Raw genomic sequence first — 20,496 nt, forward strand, 5'->3', positions numbered from 1 at the left:
GCCGCCTCAGGCCAGATGCGGCGCGGCGCGGCACAATAGCAAGCCCAGCAGCGCGATCTCGCACACCTCCACGCCCGCGCCCAGGCAGTCGCCGGTCATGCCGCCCAGTTTGCGCTGCAGATACGCGCGCCAAGCCAGGCCCGCCAGCGGCGCCAGCAGCAGCGCCGGCGCCAGCCAGGCCGACAGCGCCATGAGGGCGGCGCCATTGAGGGCCATGCCGGCCCAATCCTTGCGCCAAGCGAAACGTTCGCCGCTGCCCGGCGCCAGCGCCGGCAGCGTGGCCGACCAGAACACCGCGAAGGCGCGCGCCCAGGCTGGAACCAAGAGCAGGCCCCAGGCGGGAGAGCCGCCGCGGGCGATCAGCATCAGCAGCACCAGCTTGGCTATCACCGCCAGCAACAGCGACAGCACGCCGAAGCTGCCCAGATGCGGGTCTTTCAGCACCTCGAAAAAGCGCTCGCGCGAGCGGTGCGCCGCGCCTAGCGCGTCGGAGAGGTCGGCCAGGCCGTCCAGGTGCAGGCCGCCGGTGACGGCGACCCAGGCGAGCAAGGCCAGCAGCGCCGCCAGCCAGGGGTCGACCTGGGCGCCAAGCCGCATTGCTGCCAGCAGCAGCGCGCCTATGATCAGGCCCACTGCCGGAAACCAGCGCGCGCTGGCGGCCAGCCATTCCGGGCGGAAATCCGCCAGCTGCGGGGTGGGCAGCCGGGTGAGGAACTGCACCGCCAGGATCAGTCCACGCATGAGGACTCCAGCCGCAGCAGATAGGCTGGATGGTCTTCCAGCATCGACAGCTGAACGAAGCCGCCGCGCTGCACCGTCATCAGCTTGGCGACGGAGAAGTTGGTGCCCAGCAGCTCCGCCATCAGCACCGTGATCACGCCGCCGTGGGTCACCAGCAGGCGGTGGCTGCCGCGCGCGGTGGTCATCCATTCGGACAGGCCGGCCAGCACCCGGGTGCGGAACTGCTCGTAGCTTTCGCCACCGGGCGGGGTGAAGCCGCCGTCGGCCAGTTGCTGCCTCCAGTCGGGATGCTGGTGTTCCAGCTCTGCCAGCGGCTGGCCGTCCCAGTCGCCAAAGTCGATTTCGGCGAAGCGCGGGTCCACTTTAAGGGCCAGCGAGCCGGAGAGCGCCTGGCGCACCGCGAATTCGCGGCAGCGCTGCAACGGCGAGCTGGCGATGGCGGTCACCGGCGCCAGGCTGCTGATGCGCTGCCAGCTGCGCGCCAGCTGCTGTTGGCCGTGTTCGGTCAGCGGCAGGTCGGTCAGGCCGATCAGGCGGCCGTCGTGGTCGATCTCGCCATGGCGCAGCAGGGTGAGGGTGTACGGATTCATGCCGATTGGCCGCTGATGCCCGCCTCGGCGAAGGTGGCCATCTCGTTGTGCAGTCTCACCGCCATTTGCAGCAGCGGCACGCACAGCGCGGCGCCGGAGCCCTCGCCCAGCCGCAGCCCCAGATCCAGCAGCGGATGCAGCTGCAGCGCCGCCAGCGCCAGATCGTGGCCGGACTCCGCCGAGCGGTGGCTGGCCAGCAGCCAGTCGTGCAGCGACGGCTCCATCGACTTGGCGCACAGCGCGGCGGCGCTGGCGATGAAGCCGTCCACCAGCGAGGGCACGCCCAGGCGGGCGCCTTCCAGATAGAAGCCGGCCATCGCGGCGATTTCCAGTCCGCCCAGCTCAGCCAGCGTGTCCTGGCCGCTGAGGTTTTCCCAGGCGACCCGCGCCAGCGCGGTCTTCACCACCCGGCGCTTGTTGGCCAGGCCGGCATCGTCCACGCCGGTGCCGCGGCCCACCACCAGTTCCGGCGCGGCGCCGGTGAGGCGGCAGATCAGCGCGGCGGAGGCGGTGGTGTTGCCTATGCCCATGTCGCCGGCGATCAGCAGGTTGGCGCCGGCCTCCACCGCGCGGCGGGCGGCGGCGCGGCCGGCCTCCAGCGCGGCCAGGGTGTCCTCGGCGCTAAGCGCCGACTGCTTGGCCAGATTGTGGCTGCCGGCGCGCACCTTGGCGTGGACGATGGGCAAGGCGGCCACGTCGCCGGCCACGCCCACGTCGACGACTTCCAGCCTGGCGTCCAGCGCGCGGGCCAGCACGCAAATGGCCGCGCCGCCATTGGCGAAGTTGCGCACCATCGCGGCGGTGACTTCGGCCGGAAAGGCGGATACGCCTTCGACGGTGACGCCGTGGTCGCCGGCGAACACGGTGATGGCGGGTCGCAGCGGCTCGGGGCAGGCGCGGCCTTGCCAGGCGGCGAAGCGGCAGGCCAGCTCCTCCAGTTGGCCCAGGCTGCCGGGCGGTTTGGTGAGTATGGCCTGGCGGCTACGGGCGGCGTTGCGGGCGGAGAAGTCCAGGGGTTTGCTGCTGTTCATGGTCGAGCCTGCTGGAAGACGGGGCCGAGAGGCCCGGTGATCGATGAAATATGCCTGCCGCCGGCACCGGCGGTTTGGACTCTAAGCATATTACCGCTTGAGCGATGCCGCCATAAGCCCGGCAAGGTATAATCCGCCGCTTGCAGGTGCCCGCAGCCGCCAAATCAGGCGCGCGGGTGAAACGGGAAGCCGGTGGACAATCCGGCGCTGCCCCCGCAACGGTAAGGTCTGGCGCCACGCGCCCAGGCGGCATTCACACGCCACTGTCGGTTTCGACGGGAAGGCATGCCGCTGGCAGGACCAAGCCCGGAGACCGGCCTGCAGCAACGTCCGGATGGAAGCCGGACGGCTACTGGAGTATCGCGGGGAGGCGATCCGACAGACGGTCCGGCATCGCCGCGGCGCGCTCTCAAGTCATATCCTCTTCGCACTCGCGATTTCCCGCCAGGCGGGACACTGTTCAAACCGTGGAGTGTGTTTCATGTTCAAGCCTCAAACCTGCGCCGCCCTGGTGGCGATGGCCTGCGCCGGCCTTGCCCAGGCCGCCGATCTGCCCGAATTCGCCGGCGATCCGGTGATCGTCACCGCCAGCCGCGCTCCCCAGCCCTTATCCAAGACCCTAGCCGACGCCACCGTGATCACCCGCGAGGAAATCGAGGAGAGCGGCGCGCAGACTCTGCAGCAGGTGTTGTCGCGCCAGGCTGCGATAACAATCACTGGCAATGGCGGCCCAGGAACCCTCAGCAATATCTTCATGCGCGGGACCAACAGCAGCCATACGGTGGTGTTGGTGGATGGGGTGCGTATTTCTTCGGCTACTTCTGGTACGACGGCAATCCAGAGCATTCCGTTGGAGCAGATCGAACGCATTGAGATCCTGCGCGGCCCGGCTTCCAGCCTGTATGGCGCCGATGCGATAGGCGGCGTGATCCAGATCATTAGCCGCAGGGGCGAGGGCGAGCCGCATTTCAACGCGGGTCTTGAGGTAGGCAATCGCGGCACTGGCAAACTGACCGCCGGTGTTGCGGGGGTGCAAGGCAATACGGCTTATAGCCTGCAGTTGAGCCATGCGCAGTCGGATGGTTTCTCGGCTACCAATCCGAGCAATGCTTATTCTTATAATCCGGACAATGATGGCTACAACACGGATAGCTACAGCGCCAATCTGACCCAAACGCTTGCGCCGGGCCACGATCTGACGGTGCGGCTATTCCAGAGCTTTGCCAAGGCCGACTTTGATCAGAACCCCATTGGCCAGGATTGGACTAAGACCCGGCTGACTGGCCAGAGTCTAGAGTCGAAAAATCAGTTCACCGATATCTGGACCAGTACGCTGCGTTTCAGCCACAGCCAGGATAAGCAGGAAACCTTCAGCGACGTTACTGGTGGCCAGCGCAACAGCCTGTACCAGACCACACAGAACGAGTGGTTGTGGCAAAATGACCTGTCGACTGATTTCGGCAAGTTCATACTGGGAGCCACGCATGGCGATCAGAAAGTCGAAAGCGATAGCGTGTTTACCAAGAATACGCGCAGCACCAACGCCGGTTTCCTGACTTATCAGTTGGACCTGGATAAATACCTGCTGCAAGCCAGCGTGCGGCGCGATCATGATGACCAGTTTGGCGGCAAGACCACCGGCAAGGTCGATTATGGCTATCGTTTCGCCGAAGGCTGGCAGATTCGGGCCGGGTATGGTACGGCTTACAAGGCGCCGACCTTCAATGACCTCTACTACCCGCTGGCCTACGGTTATCAGGGCAACCCTAATCTGAAGCCGGAGAGTTCGATCAATACCGAGCTGGGGCTGGAATATCGGCATCAGGGTAGCTCCTTCCGTCTGACAGGTTTCCATAACCAGATCAGCAATCTGATCTCCTCTGGCTCGCTGGGCAATGGCATCAGCACTTCGTTGAATATCAAACACGCAACCATCCGTGGTTTGAGCTTGGAGGGGCAGACCAAGTTGGCGGATGTTGATCTGAGCGGCAACGTCACCCTGCTGGACGCCCGCGACGACTCGACTGGTCAATGGCTGGCTTTCCGGCCGCGCCAAAGCGCCAACTTCACCGCCAGCCGTGATTGGGGACGCTGGACGACCGGTGTGGAGCAGCAGATCGCCTCGGTTCGCTACGACAATTATTCCAATGTGACGTTGCATGGCTATGGCGTGACCAACGCCTATGTCGATTACCATTTCGCCAAGAGCTGGACCGCCACTGCTAGGGTGGAAAACCTGTTTGATCGCGAGTATCAAACTGTCTATGGCTACAACACCGGCGGCTTGGGGGCCTTCCTCGGTGTGCGTTACAGCCAGTAAAGGTATAAACCATGCCCCATCTGATCAGCGGCGGCGCCCGCAGCGGCAAGAGCGCTTATGCGGAAAGCCTGGCGCGCCGGCATCGCGGCCCGGTGCGCTATCTGGCCACCGCCGAGGTGCGCGACGCCGAATTCGCAGCCAGGGTGGAACGGCACCGCGCGCAACGGCCGGCGCACTGGCAGCTGGCCGAGGCCGGCCGCGGCCTGGCGGCCGTCATCGCCGCCCATGACCGCATCGACGGCTTGCTGCTGGTCGATTGCCTGGGCATGTGGCTGATGCGTTTCTTCGGCGCCGAAGGCTTCGATCAACCCGGCTATGATGCCGAGCGCGATGCGCTGCTGGCGGCGCTGGAGCAAGGGCGCGGCGAAATCCTGCTGGTCAGCAACGAGGTGGGCTGGGGCGTGGTGGCCGGGGATGCAGAAACCCGCCGCTTCGTCGACGAGCTGGGGCGGCTCAACCAGCAGGCGGCGGCGCGTTGCGACCGGGTGACGCTGATGGCCTGCGGCCTGCCGCTGGCCTTGAAGGGAAACGTGGAATGAAACATTGGCTGGGCCTGCTGGGCCTGTTGCTGGCGGGCATCGCGCAGGCCGCCATCAGCGTGACGGATGGCGCTGGAAACGTGGTGACGTTGCCGCAGCCGGCGCGGCGCATCGTCAGCCTGGCGCCGCATGCGACGGAGCTGCTGTTCGCGGCCGGCGCCGGAGATAGGGTCGTGGCCACCGTCGAATACAGCGACCACCCGGATGCAGCGAAAAAGCTGCCGCGGGTAGGCGGCTTCACCGGCTTCAGCCTGGAGGCGGTGTTGCGCCAGCGCCCGGACCTGGTGGTGGCCTGGCGGGACGGCGGCACGCCACGCGAACTGGAGCGCCTGCGGCGCATGGGCGTGCCGGTGTTCATCAGCCACCCGTTGCAGCCGGGCGATGTGGCGCTGGAAATCGGCGAGCTGGGCCGGCTGTCCGGCACCGAGGCGACCGCGGTGCGGGCCGCCGCCCAATACCGGCAGCGGCTGGCGGCGCTGCAGCAGCGCTACGGCGGCCGCGCGCCGGTGCGGGTGTTTTACCAGTTGAGCCAGACGCCGATTTTCACCATCAGCGGCAAGAGCTATATCGATGCGCTGATCCGCATCTGCGGCGGGGTCAATGTGTTTGCCGACCTGCCGCTGCCGGCGCCGCAAGTGTCCACCGCCTCGGTCGTGGCGGCGCAGCCACAGGCCATCCTGGCGGCCGACGAGGCGACGCTGGCGATGTGGCGGCGTTGGGGCGGCGTGCCGGCAGTGGCCCACGCGGCGCTGTTCGCGCTGCCGGGCGACGCCATCAGCATTCCCGGGCCGCGGTTGGTGGAGGGCGCAGCCGCCTTGTGCGAGCGGCTTGACGCCGCGCGCCAGCGGCTGGGTTTGACGCCCAACTAGCCGCCCGTTATCCTCGCCGGCATGGACAATGAACTGGAATATCTGGAATCCCGCGTCGCGGCGCTGATCGCCCGCATCCGGGAGTTGGAAACCCAGAACGGCCGCTTTGCCGAGGCGCTGTCCGAAGCGCTGAAGGAAAATGCCGAGCTGAATTTCCGCGTCAACGAAACCCGCAGCCGGGTGGCGGCCCTGGTGGCCCGCCTGCCGGGCGCGCCGGAGGATGAGCAATGAGCGACGTGGTTCAGGTCGAGATCGAACTGTTGGGCCGTCATTTCACCATCGGCACGCCGCAAGGCGAGCAGGAAACCCTGTTGGAGGCGGTGCGTCTGCTGGAGGGCAAGATCTCCACCATCCAGCAGCACGGCAAGGTGATGGACGCCGACAAGATCGCCATCATGGCCGCGCTCAACATCGCGCACGACCTGCTGAAAACAAAAGTGGGCGAGGGCTTGGAGATGGCGGCGTTTCAGCGTAAGATACGCGATATGGGCGAAGCGGCGGATGCCGCGCTTCGCCAGAGTCAGCAACCGCTGTTCTAGCGACAGCCGGTTTCAGGCTCGCACTACAGGTCAGTTTATCCCCTGCGGTGCTCGTGACGGCGCACAATTCCTTTGTACCAATGCGTTCGCTTCTGGTTGCCAGCGTGAGACATGGGCGTGCCGCGTTCCTTCGTGAACGCGCCCGAAATGTCTGGCAGGCGGCCCATCCTGGAAACAGGGTACAAGCGAATTTAGCCCGAACGGCACTCGCGGGGGTCTCCCCCCCATGACCGATATCTCCCAAAAAATCGATAAGCCGGCGCTGCGCCGTGAGCTCCGACGCGCCCGCATGGCCTTGACGCCGGCCTATCGCGCCGCCGCGACGCAGGCCATCGCCCGTCACGCCTCGCGCCTCTTGAGGCGCGGCAAGCGCATAGGCGGCTATCTGGCCGCCGGTTCCGAGCTGGATCTGGCCGCCTTGCTGAATGCCGCCTTGTGGCGCCGCGCGCGGGTCTATCTGCCGCAGATTCCGCGCCGCGGCCGCCGGCTGTGGTTCACCCGGCTGGGCGCGGCGGACCGCTGGTATCTGCATCCCCGCTACCGCATTCTGGAATACGCCGGCGCCCGCTTGCGCGCCGAACGGCTGGACGTGGTGTTCGTGCCCTTGCTGGGGATAGACGGCGATGGTTACCGGATAGGGCAGGGCGGCGGATTTTACGACAGCACGCTGGCCTTCCGCCGTCGCCACGCCCTGCACGGCAAGCCGCTGCTGGTGGGCGTGGCTTTCGATTGCCAGCGGGTGGCGGCGCTGCCGCGCGAACCCTGGGACATTCGTCTGGACTATCTTTTGACCGAGTCGGGCCTGCGGCGGCTGAGCGCGCGGGGAGAGGATTGATGCCGCTGCTATTGCTGCCGCTGCTGGCCGCCAGCCTGCTGGGCAAGCTCAGTTGGTGGTGGTGGCTGCCTTGCGCGCTGGCGGCGTTGCCGACATTCGCCGCCTACTGGTGGGACAAACGCGCCGCCTTGCGCGGCGCCTGGCGCATACCGGAGGCCAGGCTGCAGCTGTTGCATCTGGCCGGCGGCTGGCCGGCCGCTTTTCTGGCGCAGCGCTGTTTCCGCCACAAGACCCGCAAGCAGCCTTTCCTGCTGATCTACCGGCTGGCGGCGCTGGCCAATCTGGCGCTGCCCTATGCATGGTTATGGTTTTACCGGCCATCCTGACCCGGATGGGCGCGGCTCAGCGCCAGCCGTAGTGCGGGCCGTAATAATAGTAGGCCGGCGCCACCGGCACCACCACCGCGGGCCTCACCACGACGGGCGCGATGCCCACTCGCGGCGGCTCCACCACACAGCCGCTCAGGCTGCCGATCACGGCGACGGCCAGGATCCATTGTTTCATTTTCGTTCTCCCGATTCTGCTATGGGCCGGACCACGCGCGGATCCGGTTGAAATCAGCATACGCCGCAATCTTTCCAGTAAGATTGAGCAAGTCTTTCTCCTTTTGCTCAGCGATTAACAGATATTGCCCATGCGCTACTGGCTGATGAAGTCCGAACCGGACGAAACCTCGATCGACCACCTGGCCGCGGAACCGCTGCGGCTGTTCGAATGGACCGGCGTGCGCAATTACCAGGCGCGCAACTTCATGCGCGACGACATGCGGCCGGGCGACCTGCTGCTGTTCTGGCACTCGTCCTGCCCGGAGCCGGGCATCGCCGGCATCGCGGAGGTGGCGGCGGCCGCCCACCCCGATTCCAGCCAGTTCGACCCCGACAGCCCCTATCACGACCCCAAATCCGATCCGGCCAGCCCGCGCTGGCAGTGCGTGGACGTGCGCTTCGTGAAAAAGACGCGGCTGGTGCCGCCGGCTGAGCTGCGCGCGCATCCGGCGCTGGACGGCATGGCGGTGCTCAAGCGCGGCAACCGCTTGTCCATCACGCCGGTCAGCGCCGAGGAATGGGCCTATCTGACTGCGCAAGTGCTCGGATGTTGAGCCTGCCCTTGATCGCCGCGCTGCTGGCCTGCGGCGCCGTCGCCGGTTTCCTCGCCGGCTTGCTGGGCGTCGGCGGCGGGCTGGTCATCGTGCCGGTGCTGGCGGGCGTGTTGTCCGCCGCGGCGCTGGGCGGCGAGCATGCGCAGCACCTGGCGGTGGGGACTTCTCTGGCGGTGATGGTGTTCACCAGCGCGTCCAGCGTGCGCGCCCACCATCGCAAAGGCGCGGTGGATTGGCGCATCGTGCGCGGCATGGCCCCGGCTATGGTGCTGGGCACCTTTGCCGGCAGCCTGCTGGCGGGCTGGGTGCCCGGGCTGGCGCTGCGCTGGTTCTTCGTGGTCTATGCCTACGCGGTGGCGGCGCAGATGCTGATCGGCCGCCAGCCGGCCGCCGGGCGCGAGATGCCGGGCTGGGCCGGCCAAGGCGCGGCGGGAGGCGTCATCGGCATGGTTTCCAGCTGGGTGGGGATAGGCGGCGGCTCGATGAGCGTGCCTTTCATGAGCTGGTGCAATGTGCCGGTGCCCAGCGCCATCGGCACCAGCGCCGCGCTCGGCTACCTGATCAGCGGCTGGACGGCCACCGGCCTGCCCTGGGGCAGCGCGGGCTTCGTCTATCTGCCGGCCATGCCGGCGCTGATGGCGATGACGGTGCTGCTGGCGCCGTTCGGCGCCCGGATGGCGCACCGGCTGCCGGTGGCGCGGCTGAAGAAGGCGTTCGCGCTGCTGATGGCGGCGATGGCCAGCGAGATGCTATACCGCCTGCTATGAACGCCTTGTTTTTGTAAAGAAATCGGACATCCTGTCCATTTCATCCCGTCCCCTTTTTACCGCTTTTGCCGATATAATCGAGTCATTCTTCCCGAATTTCTGAATAAAAAAGACACCGGACATGCAAGAACACTACTCCCCGCGCGAGCTGGAAAGCGCCGCGCAGCAGAAATGGCAGAAAACCGCAGCCTTCAAGGCGGTGGAAGACGTTTCCCGTCCCAAGTACTACGCGCTGTCGATGTTCCCGTATCCGTCCGGCAAGCTGCACATGGGCCATGTGCGCAACTACACCATCACCGACGTGCTGGCGCGCTTCAAGCGCTTCCAGGGCTTCAACGTGCTGCAGCCTATGGGCTGGGATGCTTTCGGCCTGCCGGCCGAGAACGCGGCGATGAAGAACGGCGGCGCGCCGGCCGCTTGGACCTACGCCAACATCGAATACATGAAGACCCAGCTGGACAGCCTGGGTTTCGCGCTGGACTGGGAGCGCGAGCTGGCCACCTGCAAGCCCAACTACTACCGCTGGGAGCAGTGGCTGTTCACCCGTCTGTTTGAAAAGGGTGTGATCTACAAGAAGAACGGCATGGTCAACTGGGACCCGGTGGACCAGACCGTGCTGGCCAACGAGCAGGTGGTCGACGGCCGCGGCTGGCGCTCCGGCGCGCTGGTGGAAAAGCGCGAAATCCCGATGTACTACTTCGGCATCACCCAGTACGCCGAAGAATTGCTGAACGACCTGGACAAGCTGGAAGACTGGCCGGAACAGGTCAAGACCATGCAGCGCAACTGGATAGGCAAGAGCCATGGCTCCGACGTGTCCTTCGCCTACGACGTGGCGAGCGTCGGTCACGAAGGCGTGATGAAGGTCTACACCACCCGTCCGGACACGCTGATGGGCGCCACCTACGTCGCCGTCGCCGCCGAGCACGCGCTGGCGGCCCAGGCCGCAGCCGGCAAGCCGGAGCTGCAAGCCTTCATCGCCGAATGCAAGGCTGGCTCGGTGGCCGAGGCCGATGTGGCCAAGATGGAAAAGAAGGGCATGGACACCGGCCTGTTCGTCATCCATCCGCTGACTGGCGAAAAGCTGCCGGTATGGATTGCCAACTACGTCTTGTCCGGCTACGGCGAGGGCGCGGTGATGGCGGTGCCGGCGCACGACGAGCGCGACTTCGAGTTCGCCAACAAATACTCGCTGCCGATCAAGCAGGTGATCGCCAAGATCGCAGGCGACGGCGGCTACGACGCGACGCAATGGCAGGAGTGGTATGGCGCCAAGGACGACACCGTCCATACCGTCAATTCCGGCAAATACGACGGACTGGGCTACCAGGCGGCTTTCGACGCCATCATCGGCGACCTGCAGGCCAAGAACGCCGGCCAGAAAAAAACCCAATACCGCCTGCGCGACTGGGGCATCAGCCGGCAGCGCTACTGGGGCTGCCCGATTCCCATCATTCATTGCGCGGTTTGCGGCGACGTGCCGGTGCCGGCCGATCAGCTGCCGGTGGTGCTGCCGGAAAACGTCATCCCGGACGGCAGCGGCTCGCCGCTGGCCAAGATGCCGGAATTCTACGAGACCAGCTGCCCGAAATGCGGCGGCGCGGCCAAGCGCGAGACTGACACCATGGACACCTTCGTGGAGTCCAGCTGGTATTACGCGCGCTACGCCAGCCCCAATTGCGACACCGCGATGGTGGACAAGCAGGCCGCCGACTACTGGCTGCCGGTAGACCAGTACGTGGGCGGCATCGAACACGCCATCCTGCACCTGTTGTACGCGCGCTTCTTCAACAAGCTGATGCGCGATGAAGGCCTGGTCTCCACCGACGAGCCGTTCAAGAAGCTGTTGTGCCAGGGCATGGTGATCTGCGAAACCTTCTATCGCGACCTGCCCAACGGCAGCAAGGACTGGATCGCCCCGCAGGACGTGGTGCTGGAACGCGACGCCAAGGGCAAGATCGTCGGCGCCACGCACCGCGTCGACGGCCTGCCGGTGGTGGTGGGCGGGGTGGAGAAGATGTCCAAGTCCAAGAATAACGGCGTCGACCCGCAGGAATTCATCGAGAACTACGGCGCCGACACCGCGCGCCTGTTCATGATGTTCGCCGCGCCGCCGGAGCAAAGCCTGGAATGGTCCGACGCCGGGGTGGAGGGCTCGTTCCGCTTCCTCAAGCGGCTATGGAAAGTGGCGCGCGAGCATGTCGAGGCCGGCGTGGTCGCGCCGTACGCCGGCGGCGACTTGAACGCCAGCCAGAAAGAGCTGCGCTTCAAGCTGCACGCCACCATCCAGAAAGTGGCCGACGACTACGGCCGCCGCCAGCAATTCAACACCGCCATCGCCGCGGTGATGGAGCTGCTCAATACCTACGACAAGGCCGATACCCGCGGCGCGGCCGGCCGCGCGGTGGCGCAGGAAGTGCTGGAAGCCGTCGCCATCATGCTGTCGCCCATCGTGCCGCACATCACCGATGCCATCTGGAGCCAGCTCAAGCCTGGCACCGACATTCTGGCGCAGGCCTGGCCGGCGGTGGACGAGGCGGCATTGGTGAAGAGCGAGATCGAGCTGATGGTGCAGGTGTGCGGCAAGCTGCGCGGCAGCGTCACCGTGGCCGCCGACGCCGGCAAGGATGTCATCGAGGCCGCGGCGCTGGCGCACGACAACGTGCAGAAGTTCATGGAAGGCAAGCCGGCCAAGAAGATCATCGTGGTGCCGGGCCGCCTGGTGAACATCGTAGTCTGAAAACCGGCCGCGGCGCGGGGCAGCCTGCTCTGCCTTCGCCGCTTTGCCTGGCGGGCCTTCCGCCATCTGGGGAGTGATATGAAACAAAGCCTGAACTGCCTGTTGCTGGCCGGCCTGGTCGTGCTGCTGAGCGCCTGTGGCTTCCATCTGCGCGGCCTGGGCGGCACCATCAAGGAGTTGCCGTTCTCCACCCTGTATCTGGAGGCGGCCAATGTCAGCATCGGGAGCGATTTGCGCACCGTGCTGGCGCGCAACCCGAAGCTGACGCTGACTGCGGGTCCGAAGGAGGCGCAGGCGGTGGTCAGCGTGCTGAACGAGAACCAGTCCAAGGACATTCTCACCATCAACGCCGGCGGCAAGATCAACGAGTACCAGCTGACCTATACCGCCACGGTGCGGGTGGTGCTGGGCGGAGTGCCGATCGAGCCGGACATGGATGTGAGCGTGCGCCGCAGCATGAACTATTCGGATAACGCGGTGCTGGGCAAGGAGCAGGAGGAGAACCTGCTATGGGCCGACGCGCGCCGCGACGCCGCCGAGCAGATCGTGCGCCGCCTGGCCTATCTGAAAGTTCCGTCCGCCGCGCCGGCCGGACCGCAAAGCCTGAAGCCGGCCAATGCCGTCCCTCAGCCCTGACGCGCTGAACGCGGCGCTGGGCAAGGGACTGGCGCCGTTGTACCTGGTGCACGGCGAGGAGGCGCTGCTGGCGCTGGAGGCTGCCGATGCGGTTCGTCTGGCGGCGCGGCAGGCGGGCTATCTGGAGCGCGAGGTGCTGACGGTGGAGGCGGGTTTCGATTGGTCGCAGCTGGTCGACGCGATGAGCAGCGTGTCGCTGTTCGCCTCGCTGAAGCTGCTGGAGATCCGCATTCCCGGCGGCAAGCCCGGAACTGAGGGCAGCGAGGCGCTGCAGCGTTTGGCGGCGAATCCTCCCGAGGACACCATCGTCCTGATCACCCTGCCCAAGCTGGACAAGACCCAGCAGCAGGGCAAGTGGTTCGTCGCGCTGGAAAAGGCCGGCCTGGCGGTGGAGGCGCGGCCGGTGGGGCGCTCCGAACTGCCGGGCTGGATTGCCCGCCGGCTGAAGGCCCAGGGCCAGCAGTTGGGCAGCGAGGCGCTGGAGTTCTTCGTCGAGCGGGTGGAGGGCAATCTCTTGGCCGCGCGCCAGGAGGTGGACAAGCTGGCGTTGCTGTACCCCAAGGGCGAACTGAGCCTGGCGGATTTGCAGGTGGCGGTGGCCAATGTCGCGCGTTTCGACGTGTTCCAGCTGTCCGAGTCCTGGCTGGCGGGCGATACGCCGCGGCTGATGCGGATGCTGGATGGCCTGATGGCCGAAGGCGAGGCGCCGGTGCTGGTGTTGTGGTCGTTATCCGAGGACGTGCGCATGCTGCTCAGGCTGCGCCAGGGGCTGAAGGACGGCCGCCAGCTGCGCGACATGGCGCGCGAGCTCAGGCTGTGGGGCGACAAGCAGAAGCTGGCCGAACCGGCCTTGCGCCGCATCGGCCCGCGCAAGCTGATGCAGGCGTTGTCCGAGTGCGCGCGCATCGACCGCCAGATCAAAGGCGTGGAGCCGGGCGAGCCCTGGCAGACCATGCGGGCATTGGCGACCTTGCTGGCCGCCTGAGCCGATGTCTACTATCACGACGGGTCGCAAATGCGGCCTGTTTTTTTTATGCATTGGCGAAGCGTGCGCGCTGGGCAGCACTGCCATGCAATACGCCAAGCGTAGCGAGCAAGGTCAGGCCGGCCAGGCCCGCGGCGAGTAGGCTGAGTCGCTCTAATGATCCGCCTTGATCCAGCAGCCCACCGGCCAGCCAGGCTCCCAGCGCGTTACCCAGATTGAAGGCAGCGACATTGAACGTGGAGGCGCGAGCTGCGGCTTGCCCCGCCAGACGGATCACCAGTGCCTGCAACAGCATGCACAAGGCGAACGCCATGCTTCCCCACATCGTCATCAGCGTTAGCGCCAGGCTCAGCCGCGCGGCGAGCAGATAAAAGCAAATCAGACTGGCGCATAGCAGAAGCAATGTCAGCACCAGACCACGGCTCAGGTTCCAGTCCGTCAAGCGGCCGCCCAGCCACCCGCCTATCACCAAACCCATCCCGCACAGCAGCAAGACCGGGCTGGCGTATTCCAGCGGCAGGCCACTGATCTGGTTCAATAGCGGCAGCAGATAGGTGAAGAAAGCAAACATGCTGCTGGCAGCCAGCACGCTGCAGAGCAGCGCGCACCAGACCATGCCAGGTAGACGCGGTGGCTGGATGCCGGTCTGTTTGTCGCCGGTCCGGTCCGGGACCTGCCAGCGTATCAACAGCAAGGCGACTATGCCCAGCGTCATCACGACGGCGAAACTGGTCCGCCAGCCGCTCAGTTGGCCGATCAGCGTGCCCGCCGGCACGCCCAGCACATTGGCTAGCGTCATGCCAGAAAACATCAAGGCCATTGCGCGTCCCTCCATGCCCGGCGGCGCCAGCCGCGACGCCATGACCGCTGCGGCACCGATGAAGCTGGCGTGGCAAAGCGCGGTCAGCACGCGCGCAAGCAATAAAGGCATCAGTTTGGGTGCCAGCAGGCAGGCGAGGTTGCCAGCGATGAAAATCAGCATCAGCGCCATCAAGGCGCGTTTTTCCTCTAGGCGGGCAATGAGGCCGGCCAGCAAGGGGCCGCCGGCCACGACGCCCAGCGCATAGGCGGAAACCAGATAGCCGGCGCGGGGCAGGTCGATTCGTAAATCTGCAGCGATGATGGGCAGCAGGCCCATGATGACGAATTCGGCGGTGCCGATGGCGAAAGCGGCTACCACCAGCGTCAACAAGGCGGGGCTCAACAGGCGTGGAGAAGACATGGCGATACCTGGGTGCAAGAAAAGCTCCAGCCTAACCGCCTGCTCCGGCCGGAAACAGCCAGCGGCCGCTCCGCACTCTGCGGAGCTATTTGGCATGAATGGCGTTACACTTTCCGCTCCGGAAAGGAGGGAATGTGCTGGCTTCAATCAGTGATCTGGCGGTGTTCATCGCGGTGGCCGAACAGGGCAGCTTTGTCGGCGCCGGACGGGTGTTGGGCGTGTCGGCGTCGGCAGTGGGCAAGCGCGTCGGCCGCCTGGAGACGGCGCTGGGCGCGCGGCTCTTGCAGCGCAGTACCCGCGCGCTGGCGTTGACGGCGGAAGGCGCGACAGTGTTGAGTCGCGGCCGGCGCATGCTGGAGGAGGCCGCAGCCATGCGCGCGGAACTGGAGCGGGCGGGCCGCTTGCCCGACGGCCTGTTGCGGCTGAGCCTGCCGCCGATAGGCGGGGTGATGATGGCGGAGCTGGCGGCTTTCCAGCAGCGCTACCCCGAGGTGTCGCTGGAGCTGGACTACAGCGAGCGCAATGTGGACCTCATCGAGGAGGGCTTTGACGCCGCCATCCGTGTGGGCACGGGCGATGGGGGCAAGCTGCGCAGCCTGGCCTTGCCGGGTTTCCGCCGCCTCATCGTCGCCGCGCCGGACTATCTGGCCCGCCATGGCCAGCCGGACATCCCGGCGCAGCTGGCGGGCCACAGGCTGATCCATTACCGCTCGCCCAATAGCGGCAAGCTGGAGGCGTGGCCCTTGGCCGATGCCGTTCTGCCGCGCGCGCTGGTGTGCAACAGCGTGCATGCGCGGCTGGAGTTTGTGTTGCAGGGACAAGGCATTGCCTGTCTGCCGGACATCTCCATCCGCCGCGAACTGGAAGATGGCAGCTTGCGGCCGCTATTGAACAGCGAAAACGGAGAGGAGATAAGGCTTTGGCTGCTGTGGCCGTCGTCGCGCGGCATGTCTGCCCGGTTGGAGGCGTTTGTCGGCTGCATGCGCGAGTGGGCGGCCGCATGCTGTGGATAAAATCGTCATCGCGGGATAGTTGTTGATAAGTTGAATGGCTCGCCGGCGCGCAGCAATCGGAGGTGCGGAGCCCCATCCGACTGGCTAAGTTTAAAACGTTGATCTATTGGCGGAGGCGAAGGCATGAGCGGATTGCGCGACTGGACGGGCGGACGCTTCCACTATGCCTGGATTGCGATTGCCGTGACCTTCCTGGTGATGCTGATCACCGCCGCCATCCGCTCCGCTCCCGGGGTGATGATGGTGCCGCTGGAGCATGAGTTCGGCTGGAGCCGTTCCGCCATCTCCACCGCGCTGGCGATCAACCTGGCGCTGTTCGGCCTGATGGGGCCGTTCGCGGCGGCGGCGATGCTGCGTTTCGGCTTGCGCCGCACGGTGTTGGCGGCGCTGGCCATGCTGGCGGCCAGCGTGGCTTTGTCCAGCCTGATGCGCAGCAACTGGCAACTGCAATTGTTGTGGGGGCTGATGGTTGGCTGCGCCACCGGGGCGACCGCCATGACGCTGGGCGCATCGGTGGTCAGCCGCTGGTTCGTCCGCCATCGCGGTCTGGCGATGGGCATCCTCACCGCCAGCTCCGCCACCGGCCAGCTGGTGTTTCTGCCGCTGATGGCCTTTCTGACCGAACAGCATGGTTGGCGCAGCACGGTGTGGCTGCTGGCCATCGCTGCCGCCTGCATCATGCCGCTGGTTGTCTTGCTGTTGCCGGAGCGGCCGTCCAGCGTGGGTTTGCGCGCATTGGGCGAGCCGGAAGACGCTCCGCTCCAGCCGGCTCTGCACCACAACCCGGTGCGGATAGCCTTCGACGCGCTGGGCCGCGCGTCGAAGTCGCGCGACTTCTGGCTGCTGTTCGCCAGTTTCTTCGTCTGCGGCGCCAGCACCAATGGCTATATCGGCACCCATTTCATCGCGATGTGCGGCGATTACGGCCTGACGCCGGTGCGCGGTGCCAGCATGCTGGCTGCGATGGGCATGTTCGATCTGCTGGGCACCACGTTGTCGGGCTGGCTATCCGACCGCTTTCCTCCGCAAACCCTGCTATTTTGCTATTACGGCCTGCGCGGGCTGGCGCTGATCTACCTGCCGTATGCCTTCGGGCTGGAATATTTCTTTGGCCTGCCGCTATTCGCCATGTTTTACGGGCTGGATTGGGTGGCGACGGTGCCGCCTACCGTGAAGCTGACCACCAACAGTTTCGGCAGCCAGCAGGCGCCGGTGGTGTTTGGCTGGATCGTCGCCGGGCATCAGCTGGGGGCGGCTTTTGCGGCGCTCGGGGCCGGGATGCTGCGCAACAGCCTGGGCAGCTACACGCTGGCGACGATGATTTCAGGCGGACTTTGCCTGTTGACGGCGGTCTGGGTGCTGTTGATCAACCGGCGTCTGCGCGGCTGGCGGATGGCTTGAACCGTGAGTTTGTGGATAAGGCCGGGTTTTGTGGTTTGCTGTGGATAACTGAGGCGCGTTTTACCGTTCCCGGCGTCATTGCTGGATAAGGTGCGGGCAGCTTGCTGCCCATGCATTAAAAATAGGCACTGGCGTGCCGGTGCAGTGCGTCGTTTTGCGTTCAATACCTTAAAGGGGGCTATATGGGCACTTGGTATGTGAGAGCGTGGGCGTTTGCGGCTATCGTCAGCGCCATCGGCCATCTGACGGCGCCGCAATTCATGGCGGCGGGCACAGTCTGGGCGGTGTCGGAGGGCTGGCAGTGCGAGATCGCGATTTTCGATCTGGTATTGGCGACTTATCTATTGTGCCGGCTGCACGCCGAGCCGGAGTCCGAGCGCCAGTTGGTGGGGCTGCTGTGCGGGCTGTCCTTGCTGCTGGGGCTCAATCACCTGTATGGCGGGTTGCTGGGCCACTGGGGCTATCTGCATATTGCGGGCGTGCTGGCCAATGGCCTGGCGGTGCTGTTGGGCATCGGCCTGCTGTGGCCGCTGAGGAGGAGCCGGGTGAGCGCCGCGCTGAGCAAGCGCCCGCAAGGCTAGGCGCGGCGATGCGCGACGGGGCCACGCGTTCGGCGTGGCTTTGTCATTCGCGGTGGTAGGGATGGTTGTTGAGGATGGAGTAAGCGCGGTAGATCTGTTCGGCCAGCATCACCCGCACCATGCCATGCGGCAGCGTCATCGCCGACAGCTGCAGCAGCACCTCGGCGCGCTGCTTCAACTCCAACGACAGGCCGTCGGCGCCGCCGATGATGAACACCACGTCGTCGCCGCCGGCCATCCATTCCTTCAATCCCTCGGCCAGCTTGAGCGAGGTCCAGCTCTTGCCGCGCTCGTCCATCACCACCAGCCGCGAACGCGGCGGGATGGCGACGATCAGGCGTTCGTGCTCGGCGGCGATGCCCTTTTCCGCAGTGACGCCGCCGCCGCGTTTTTCCGGTTTGATCTCTTTCAGTTCCAGCGTGATGTCGCGGCCGAAGCGTTTGGCGTAATCGGAATAGGCTTCGTCCACCCAGCGCGGCATCTTGGTGCCGACGGCGAGAATGGTGATTTTCATCGGGAATGGGGCTTGCGGGATGAAACGGGAAAGAGGATGACGGGGAAGGGCCTCCCCGTCAGCGCGTCAGCGGTTTATACCGCCGACCACGGCTTGGCGGCGCCGATGGCGAAGCTGGGCTTCTGGCCGCCCCACAGCGCCTCGATGTCGTAGTAGTCGCGCACGGCCGGCAGCATTACGTGGATCACCACGTCGCCGGCGTCAACCAGCACCCATTCGCCGCTTTCGTGGCCTTCGCTGCCGACGATGTCCACGCCGGCTTCCTTCAGGGTGACCTGCACGTTGTTGGCCAGCGCCTTGACTTGGCGGTTGGAGTCGCCGGTGGCGACGATCATGCGCTGGAACAGCGAGGTGAGGTTGCTGGTGTCCAGCTCGATGATGTCCTTGCCCTTGATGTCTTCCAGGGCTTCCACTGCCAGTTTGCTGATTGCTTGAATATCCATGATTCCTTTTCCTGTGCCGGTACGTAGCAGGCACAGGCGCCGGCAAGAGGTACCACAAAGAGCGAGGGCGGCTGCGCCGCCGCCCGTTTATTGGTATAGCCGCTGCTGGCGAATGTAGGCCAGCACGGCCGGGTCGATCAGGCCATCCACCGGCTGCCCGGCGGTCAGCAACGCCCTCAGGCGGGTGGCGGACAGATCGAGCGGCGGCAGGGCCAGGGGGCGGATTGTACCGGAAGCCGTTCGATTTGAAAAATCAGATACTTGGCGGGCTTGCCACTGCTGTTGCACTTCCGTCGGCAGCGTCTGCCAATCGAAGCCGGGACGCATGGCGACGGCGAGGTTGGCGAGCTGGAACAACTGCCGCCATTCCTTCCAGCTGTCGAGGGCGGCCAGCGAGTCGCCGCCGATCAGAAACCACAACTCGGCGCCATCTCCCAGCTCGCCGCGCAGCTCGCGCAGTGTGTCCACGGTATAGGCCGGGCGGCGGCGGCGGATTTCGCGGTCATCGACTTGAAACCGGGCGTCGCCGCTTATCGCCAGCCTCACCATTTCCAGCCGCTGCTCGCCGCTGGCGCGCGCGCCGCGGGCGCGGTGGTAGGGCAGGCCGGCGGGGATCAGCAGCACCCGGTCCAGCGCCAGCTCTTCGGCGAAGGCGCGCGCCATGCGCAGATGGGCCAGATGGATCGGGTCGAAGGTGCCGCCGAACACCCCGATGCGCGCGCTCATGCGGCGGTGTGGCTCTCTTCGCCGTAGCCGTTGATGATTACTTCCAGCCGACCGGTGGACGGGTGGATCACCAGGCCGTGCACCGGAATGTCCTTGGGCATCAGCGGGTGGTTGCGTATGGTCTGCACCGAGTGGCGCACGCTGTCGGAGACGTTGTCGAAACCTTTCAGCCAGTTGTCCAGGTCGATGCCGGCATTGCGCAGAGTGGCGATGGTCTCTTCCGGGATGCCGCGCTCCACCGCGTGGTCGAGGATGTGCTTGGGGTCGATTGCGCGCATGCCGCAATCGCGGTGCGCCACCACGCAGATCTCGTCGGCGCGCAGCTCGTACACGGCGACGATCAGGCTGCGCATCACTGAGCCCCAGGGGTGGGTGATCAGCGCACCGGCGTTCTTGATCAGCTTGGCGTCGCCGTTCTTCAGGCCCATCGCCTTGGGCAGCAATTCCACCAAGCGGGCGTCCATGCAGGCCAGCACCGCCAAGCCCTTGCCGGGAAACTTGTCGGTCTTGTATTGCTCGTATTCGCGGCTTTCGACAAAGGCGCGGTTGTGGTCGAGCAGGGTATTCAGTCGGTCCATGCTTGTGGTTTTCCTGTGCAGATGACGGAAATGGAACGTATTCAGCTGTATTTTCCCGCATCGCCGCCATGACGGGTAGGAAAACGCAGCTCAATGCGCTCTAGAGGTTTTGCTCCAGTCCGCGCGGCATGCTATCACCAGTTGCCCCCGCCGGGGTGGAATTTGCGGCATTGGCGACGGAAATAACTGGAGTGGCGGCCGGCTCTTTTCAAGAGCGCCGCCGCCGGGGCGGCGCGCTGCCGGGCGCAAGGTTTGATCCAGGTGCTTGCCGGGGAGGGCGGGCTTGCCTAGAATCGCGCCTCCCTAATATTAATGACCGCTTATCTG

The 20,496-nt window shown here is 65.6% G+C and carries 24 protein-coding genes, 1 other RNA gene and 1 riboswitch; of the genes, 16 read left to right on the forward strand and 9 right to left on the reverse strand.

Annotated features, from left to right (window positions below; genetic code table 11):
- Positions 1-6 precede the first annotated feature (6 nt).
- Genes cobS through cobT form a run of 3 tightly spaced genes read right to left on the reverse strand, consistent with a single transcriptional unit; the run spans position 7 to position 2,362 of the window.
- Positions 7-741 carry an adenosylcobinamide-GDP ribazoletransferase gene (cobS, locus tag BI347_RS01915; protein ID WP_071115184.1) on the reverse strand — a complete coding sequence of 245 codons (735 nt, stop codon included), beginning with the start codon at positions 739-741 and terminating at the stop codon, positions 7-9.
- The gene (locus BI347_RS01920) at positions 729-1,331 is read right to left on the reverse strand and encodes a histidine phosphatase family protein (RefSeq protein WP_071115185.1); all 603 of its coding nucleotides are present in this window, start codon (positions 1,329-1,331) and stop codon (positions 729-731) included. Before BI347_RS01920 ends, cobS begins: the two co-directional genes overlap by 13 nt.
- Positions 1,328-2,362, reverse strand: coding sequence for a nicotinate-nucleotide--dimethylbenzimidazole phosphoribosyltransferase (gene cobT, locus BI347_RS01925; RefSeq protein WP_071115186.1), 1,035 nt, complete (start codon positions 2,360-2,362; stop codon positions 1,328-1,330). Before cobT ends, BI347_RS01920 begins: the two co-directional genes overlap by 4 nt.
- Before the next feature lie 127 nt (positions 2,363-2,489).
- Positions 2,490-2,698, forward strand: a riboswitch (cobalamin riboswitch).
- A 145-nt stretch (positions 2,699-2,843) separates the two neighbouring features.
- On the opposite strand from cobT, the gene BI347_RS01930 reads away from it, so the two are divergent.
- From BI347_RS01930 to BI347_RS01965, 8 genes are all read left to right on the forward strand, one after another.
- Positions 2,844-4,682: a TonB-dependent receptor domain-containing protein gene (locus tag BI347_RS01930; protein WP_071111481.1), complete on the forward strand. Its 1,839-nt coding sequence runs from the start codon at positions 2,844-2,846 to the stop codon at positions 4,680-4,682.
- Positions 4,683-4,693: 11 nt separating this feature from the next.
- The gene (gene cobU, locus BI347_RS01935) at positions 4,694-5,221 is read left to right on the forward strand and encodes a bifunctional adenosylcobinamide kinase/adenosylcobinamide-phosphate guanylyltransferase (protein ID WP_071115187.1); all 528 of its coding nucleotides are present in this window, start codon (positions 4,694-4,696) and stop codon (positions 5,219-5,221) included.
- Positions 5,218-6,090 (forward strand): cobalamin-binding protein, encoded by an 873-nt coding sequence (locus tag BI347_RS01940; RefSeq protein ID WP_071111479.1) that lies wholly within the window; start codon positions 5,218-5,220, stop codon positions 6,088-6,090. Before cobU ends, BI347_RS01940 begins: the two co-directional genes overlap by 4 nt.
- Positions 6,091-6,111: 21 nt before the next feature.
- On the forward strand, positions 6,112-6,321 hold the full coding sequence (locus BI347_RS01945) for a hypothetical protein (protein WP_043578911.1): 210 nt from the start codon (positions 6,112-6,114) through the stop codon (positions 6,319-6,321).
- Complete coding sequence (locus tag BI347_RS01950; RefSeq protein ID WP_071111478.1) at positions 6,318-6,629, forward strand: cell division protein ZapA; 312 nt, start codon at positions 6,318-6,320, stop codon at positions 6,627-6,629. Before BI347_RS01945 ends, BI347_RS01950 begins: the two co-directional genes overlap by 4 nt.
- Before the next feature lie 36 nt (positions 6,630-6,665).
- A non-coding RNA gene (gene ssrS, locus BI347_RS01955) (6S RNA) lies at positions 6,666-6,849 on the forward strand.
- A gap of 6 nt (positions 6,850-6,855) precedes the next feature.
- Complete coding sequence (locus BI347_RS01960) at positions 6,856-7,464, forward strand: 5-formyltetrahydrofolate cyclo-ligase (protein ID WP_071111477.1); 609 nt, start codon at positions 6,856-6,858, stop codon at positions 7,462-7,464.
- Positions 7,464-7,790, forward strand: a complete 327-nt coding sequence (locus tag BI347_RS01965; protein ID WP_239690803.1) for a DUF1294 domain-containing protein — start codon at positions 7,464-7,466, stop codon at positions 7,788-7,790. Before BI347_RS01960 ends, BI347_RS01965 begins: the two co-directional genes overlap by 1 nt.
- A gap of 16 nt (positions 7,791-7,806) precedes the next feature.
- Here the strand turns inward: BI347_RS01965 and BI347_RS23915 are convergent, their stop codons facing one another.
- Entirely contained in the window at positions 7,807-7,968 is a 162-nt protein-coding gene (locus BI347_RS23915; protein ID WP_158020702.1) for a hypothetical protein, read from the reverse strand.
- A gap of 130 nt (positions 7,969-8,098) precedes the next feature.
- Here BI347_RS23915 and BI347_RS01970 point away from each other — a divergent pair, with 130 nt between their 5' ends.
- The 5 genes from BI347_RS01970 (at position 8,099) to holA (ending at position 13,691) form a co-directional block, all read left to right on the forward strand.
- Positions 8,099-8,563 carry an EVE domain-containing protein gene (locus tag BI347_RS01970; protein WP_071111475.1) on the forward strand — a complete coding sequence of 155 codons (465 nt, stop codon included), beginning with the start codon at positions 8,099-8,101 and terminating at the stop codon, positions 8,561-8,563.
- Positions 8,557-9,330 (forward strand): sulfite exporter TauE/SafE family protein, encoded by a 774-nt coding sequence (locus BI347_RS01975; protein ID WP_071115188.1) that lies wholly within the window; start codon positions 8,557-8,559, stop codon positions 9,328-9,330. The genes BI347_RS01970 and BI347_RS01975 overlap by 7 nt, the downstream gene beginning before the upstream one ends.
- A gap of 121 nt (positions 9,331-9,451) precedes the next feature.
- Positions 9,452-12,070 (forward strand): leucine--tRNA ligase, encoded by a 2,619-nt coding sequence (leuS, locus tag BI347_RS01980; RefSeq protein WP_071115189.1) that lies wholly within the window; start codon positions 9,452-9,454, stop codon positions 12,068-12,070.
- Positions 12,071-12,148: 78 nt separating this feature from the next.
- Positions 12,149-12,706, forward strand: a complete 558-nt coding sequence (locus BI347_RS01985) for an LPS-assembly lipoprotein LptE (RefSeq protein ID WP_071111472.1) — start codon at positions 12,149-12,151, stop codon at positions 12,704-12,706.
- Entirely contained in the window at positions 12,687-13,691 is a 1,005-nt protein-coding gene (holA, locus tag BI347_RS01990; protein WP_071111471.1) for a DNA polymerase III subunit delta, read from the forward strand. The genes BI347_RS01985 and holA overlap by 20 nt, the downstream gene beginning before the upstream one ends.
- A 46-nt stretch (positions 13,692-13,737) precedes the next feature.
- Here holA and BI347_RS01995 read toward each other — a convergent pair whose 3' ends face one another.
- On the reverse strand, positions 13,738-15,009 hold the full coding sequence (locus BI347_RS01995; protein WP_083338637.1) for an MFS transporter: 1,272 nt from the start codon (positions 15,007-15,009) through the stop codon (positions 13,738-13,740).
- A gap of 38 nt (positions 15,010-15,047) precedes the next feature.
- Between BI347_RS01995 and BI347_RS02000 the strand changes: the two genes are divergently transcribed.
- The 3 genes from BI347_RS02000 to BI347_RS02010 all read left to right on the forward strand — a co-directional run bounded on the left by BI347_RS02000 (position 15,048) and on the right by BI347_RS02010 (position 17,908).
- On the forward strand, positions 15,048-15,926 hold the full coding sequence (locus BI347_RS02000; RefSeq protein ID WP_204377987.1) for a LysR family transcriptional regulator: 879 nt from the start codon (positions 15,048-15,050) through the stop codon (positions 15,924-15,926).
- Positions 15,927-16,049: 123 nt separating this feature from the next.
- Positions 16,050-17,327: an MFS transporter gene (locus BI347_RS02005; protein WP_071115190.1), complete on the forward strand. Its 1,278-nt coding sequence runs from the start codon at positions 16,050-16,052 to the stop codon at positions 17,325-17,327.
- 182 nt (positions 17,328-17,509) lie between these two features.
- Positions 17,510-17,908: a hypothetical protein gene (locus BI347_RS02010; RefSeq protein WP_071111467.1), complete on the forward strand. Its 399-nt coding sequence runs from the start codon at positions 17,510-17,512 to the stop codon at positions 17,906-17,908.
- Positions 17,909-17,951: 43 nt separating this feature from the next.
- Here BI347_RS02010 and rlmH read toward each other — a convergent pair whose 3' ends face one another.
- From rlmH to BI347_RS02030, 4 genes are all read right to left on the reverse strand, one after another.
- Positions 17,952-18,422: a 23S rRNA (pseudouridine(1915)-N(3))-methyltransferase RlmH gene (gene rlmH, locus BI347_RS02015; RefSeq protein ID WP_071115191.1), complete on the reverse strand. Its 471-nt coding sequence runs from the start codon at positions 18,420-18,422 to the stop codon at positions 17,952-17,954.
- Between the two features lie 74 nt (positions 18,423-18,496).
- Complete coding sequence (gene rsfS / locus BI347_RS02020) at positions 18,497-18,865, reverse strand: ribosome silencing factor (protein ID WP_071111465.1); 369 nt, start codon at positions 18,863-18,865, stop codon at positions 18,497-18,499.
- An 87-nt stretch (positions 18,866-18,952) separates the two neighbouring features.
- Positions 18,953-19,591, reverse strand: a complete 639-nt coding sequence (nadD, locus tag BI347_RS02025; RefSeq protein WP_071115192.1) for a nicotinate-nucleotide adenylyltransferase — start codon at positions 19,589-19,591, stop codon at positions 18,953-18,955.
- Complete coding sequence (locus BI347_RS02030; RefSeq protein ID WP_071111463.1) at positions 19,588-20,169, reverse strand: beta-class carbonic anhydrase; 582 nt, start codon at positions 20,167-20,169, stop codon at positions 19,588-19,590. Before BI347_RS02030 ends, nadD begins: the two co-directional genes overlap by 4 nt.
- Positions 20,170-20,496: the final 327 nt, after the last annotated feature.

This window comes from Chromobacterium sphagni (assembly GCF_001855575.1).
Classification (GTDB): Bacteria; Pseudomonadota; Gammaproteobacteria; order Burkholderiales; family Chromobacteriaceae; genus Chromobacterium; species Chromobacterium sphagni.

Coding starts and splice junctions, on each gene's coding strand:
- cobS (WP_071115184.1), bottom strand. CDS start 741: ATGCGTGGACTGATCCTGGCGGTGCAGTTCCTCACCCGGCTGCCCACC.
- BI347_RS01920 (WP_071115185.1), bottom strand. CDS start 1,331: ATGAATCCGTACACCCTCACCCTGCTGCGCCATGGCGAGATCGACCAC.
- cobT (WP_071115186.1), bottom strand. CDS start 2,362: ATGAACAGCAGCAAACCCCTGGACTTCTCCGCCCGCAACGCCGCCCGT.
- BI347_RS01930 (WP_071111481.1), top strand. CDS start 2,844: ATGTTCAAGCCTCAAACCTGCGCCGCCCTGGTGGCGATGGCCTGCGCC.
- cobU (WP_071115187.1), top strand. CDS start 4,694: ATGCCCCATCTGATCAGCGGCGGCGCCCGCAGCGGCAAGAGCGCTTAT.
- BI347_RS01940 (WP_071111479.1), top strand. CDS start 5,218: ATGAAACATTGGCTGGGCCTGCTGGGCCTGTTGCTGGCGGGCATCGCG.
- BI347_RS01945 (WP_043578911.1), top strand. CDS start 6,112: ATGGACAATGAACTGGAATATCTGGAATCCCGCGTCGCGGCGCTGATC.
- BI347_RS01950 (WP_071111478.1), top strand. CDS start 6,318: ATGAGCGACGTGGTTCAGGTCGAGATCGAACTGTTGGGCCGTCATTTC.
- BI347_RS01960 (WP_071111477.1), top strand. CDS start 6,856: ATGACCGATATCTCCCAAAAAATCGATAAGCCGGCGCTGCGCCGTGAG.
- BI347_RS01965 (WP_239690803.1), top strand. CDS start 7,464: ATGCCGCTGCTATTGCTGCCGCTGCTGGCCGCCAGCCTGCTGGGCAAG.
- BI347_RS23915 (WP_158020702.1), bottom strand. CDS start 7,968: ATGAAACAATGGATCCTGGCCGTCGCCGTGATCGGCAGCCTGAGCGGC.
- BI347_RS01970 (WP_071111475.1), top strand. CDS start 8,099: ATGCGCTACTGGCTGATGAAGTCCGAACCGGACGAAACCTCGATCGAC.
- BI347_RS01975 (WP_071115188.1), top strand. CDS start 8,557: ATGTTGAGCCTGCCCTTGATCGCCGCGCTGCTGGCCTGCGGCGCCGTC.
- leuS (WP_071115189.1), top strand. CDS start 9,452: ATGCAAGAACACTACTCCCCGCGCGAGCTGGAAAGCGCCGCGCAGCAG.
- BI347_RS01985 (WP_071111472.1), top strand. CDS start 12,149: ATGAAACAAAGCCTGAACTGCCTGTTGCTGGCCGGCCTGGTCGTGCTG.
- holA (WP_071111471.1), top strand. CDS start 12,687: ATGCCGTCCCTCAGCCCTGACGCGCTGAACGCGGCGCTGGGCAAGGGA.
- BI347_RS01995 (WP_083338637.1), bottom strand. CDS start 15,009: ATGCCAAATAGCTCCGCAGAGTGCGGAGCGGCCGCTGGCTGTTTCCGG.
- BI347_RS02005 (WP_071115190.1), top strand. CDS start 16,050: ATGAGCGGATTGCGCGACTGGACGGGCGGACGCTTCCACTATGCCTGG.
- BI347_RS02010 (WP_071111467.1), top strand. CDS start 17,510: ATGGGCACTTGGTATGTGAGAGCGTGGGCGTTTGCGGCTATCGTCAGC.
- rlmH (WP_071115191.1), bottom strand. CDS start 18,422: ATGAAAATCACCATTCTCGCCGTCGGCACCAAGATGCCGCGCTGGGTG.
- rsfS (WP_071111465.1), bottom strand. CDS start 18,865: ATGGATATTCAAGCAATCAGCAAACTGGCAGTGGAAGCCCTGGAAGAC.
- nadD (WP_071115192.1), bottom strand. CDS start 19,591: ATGAGCGCGCGCATCGGGGTGTTCGGCGGCACCTTCGACCCGATCCAT.
- BI347_RS02030 (WP_071111463.1), bottom strand. CDS start 20,169: ATGGACCGACTGAATACCCTGCTCGACCACAACCGCGCCTTTGTCGAA.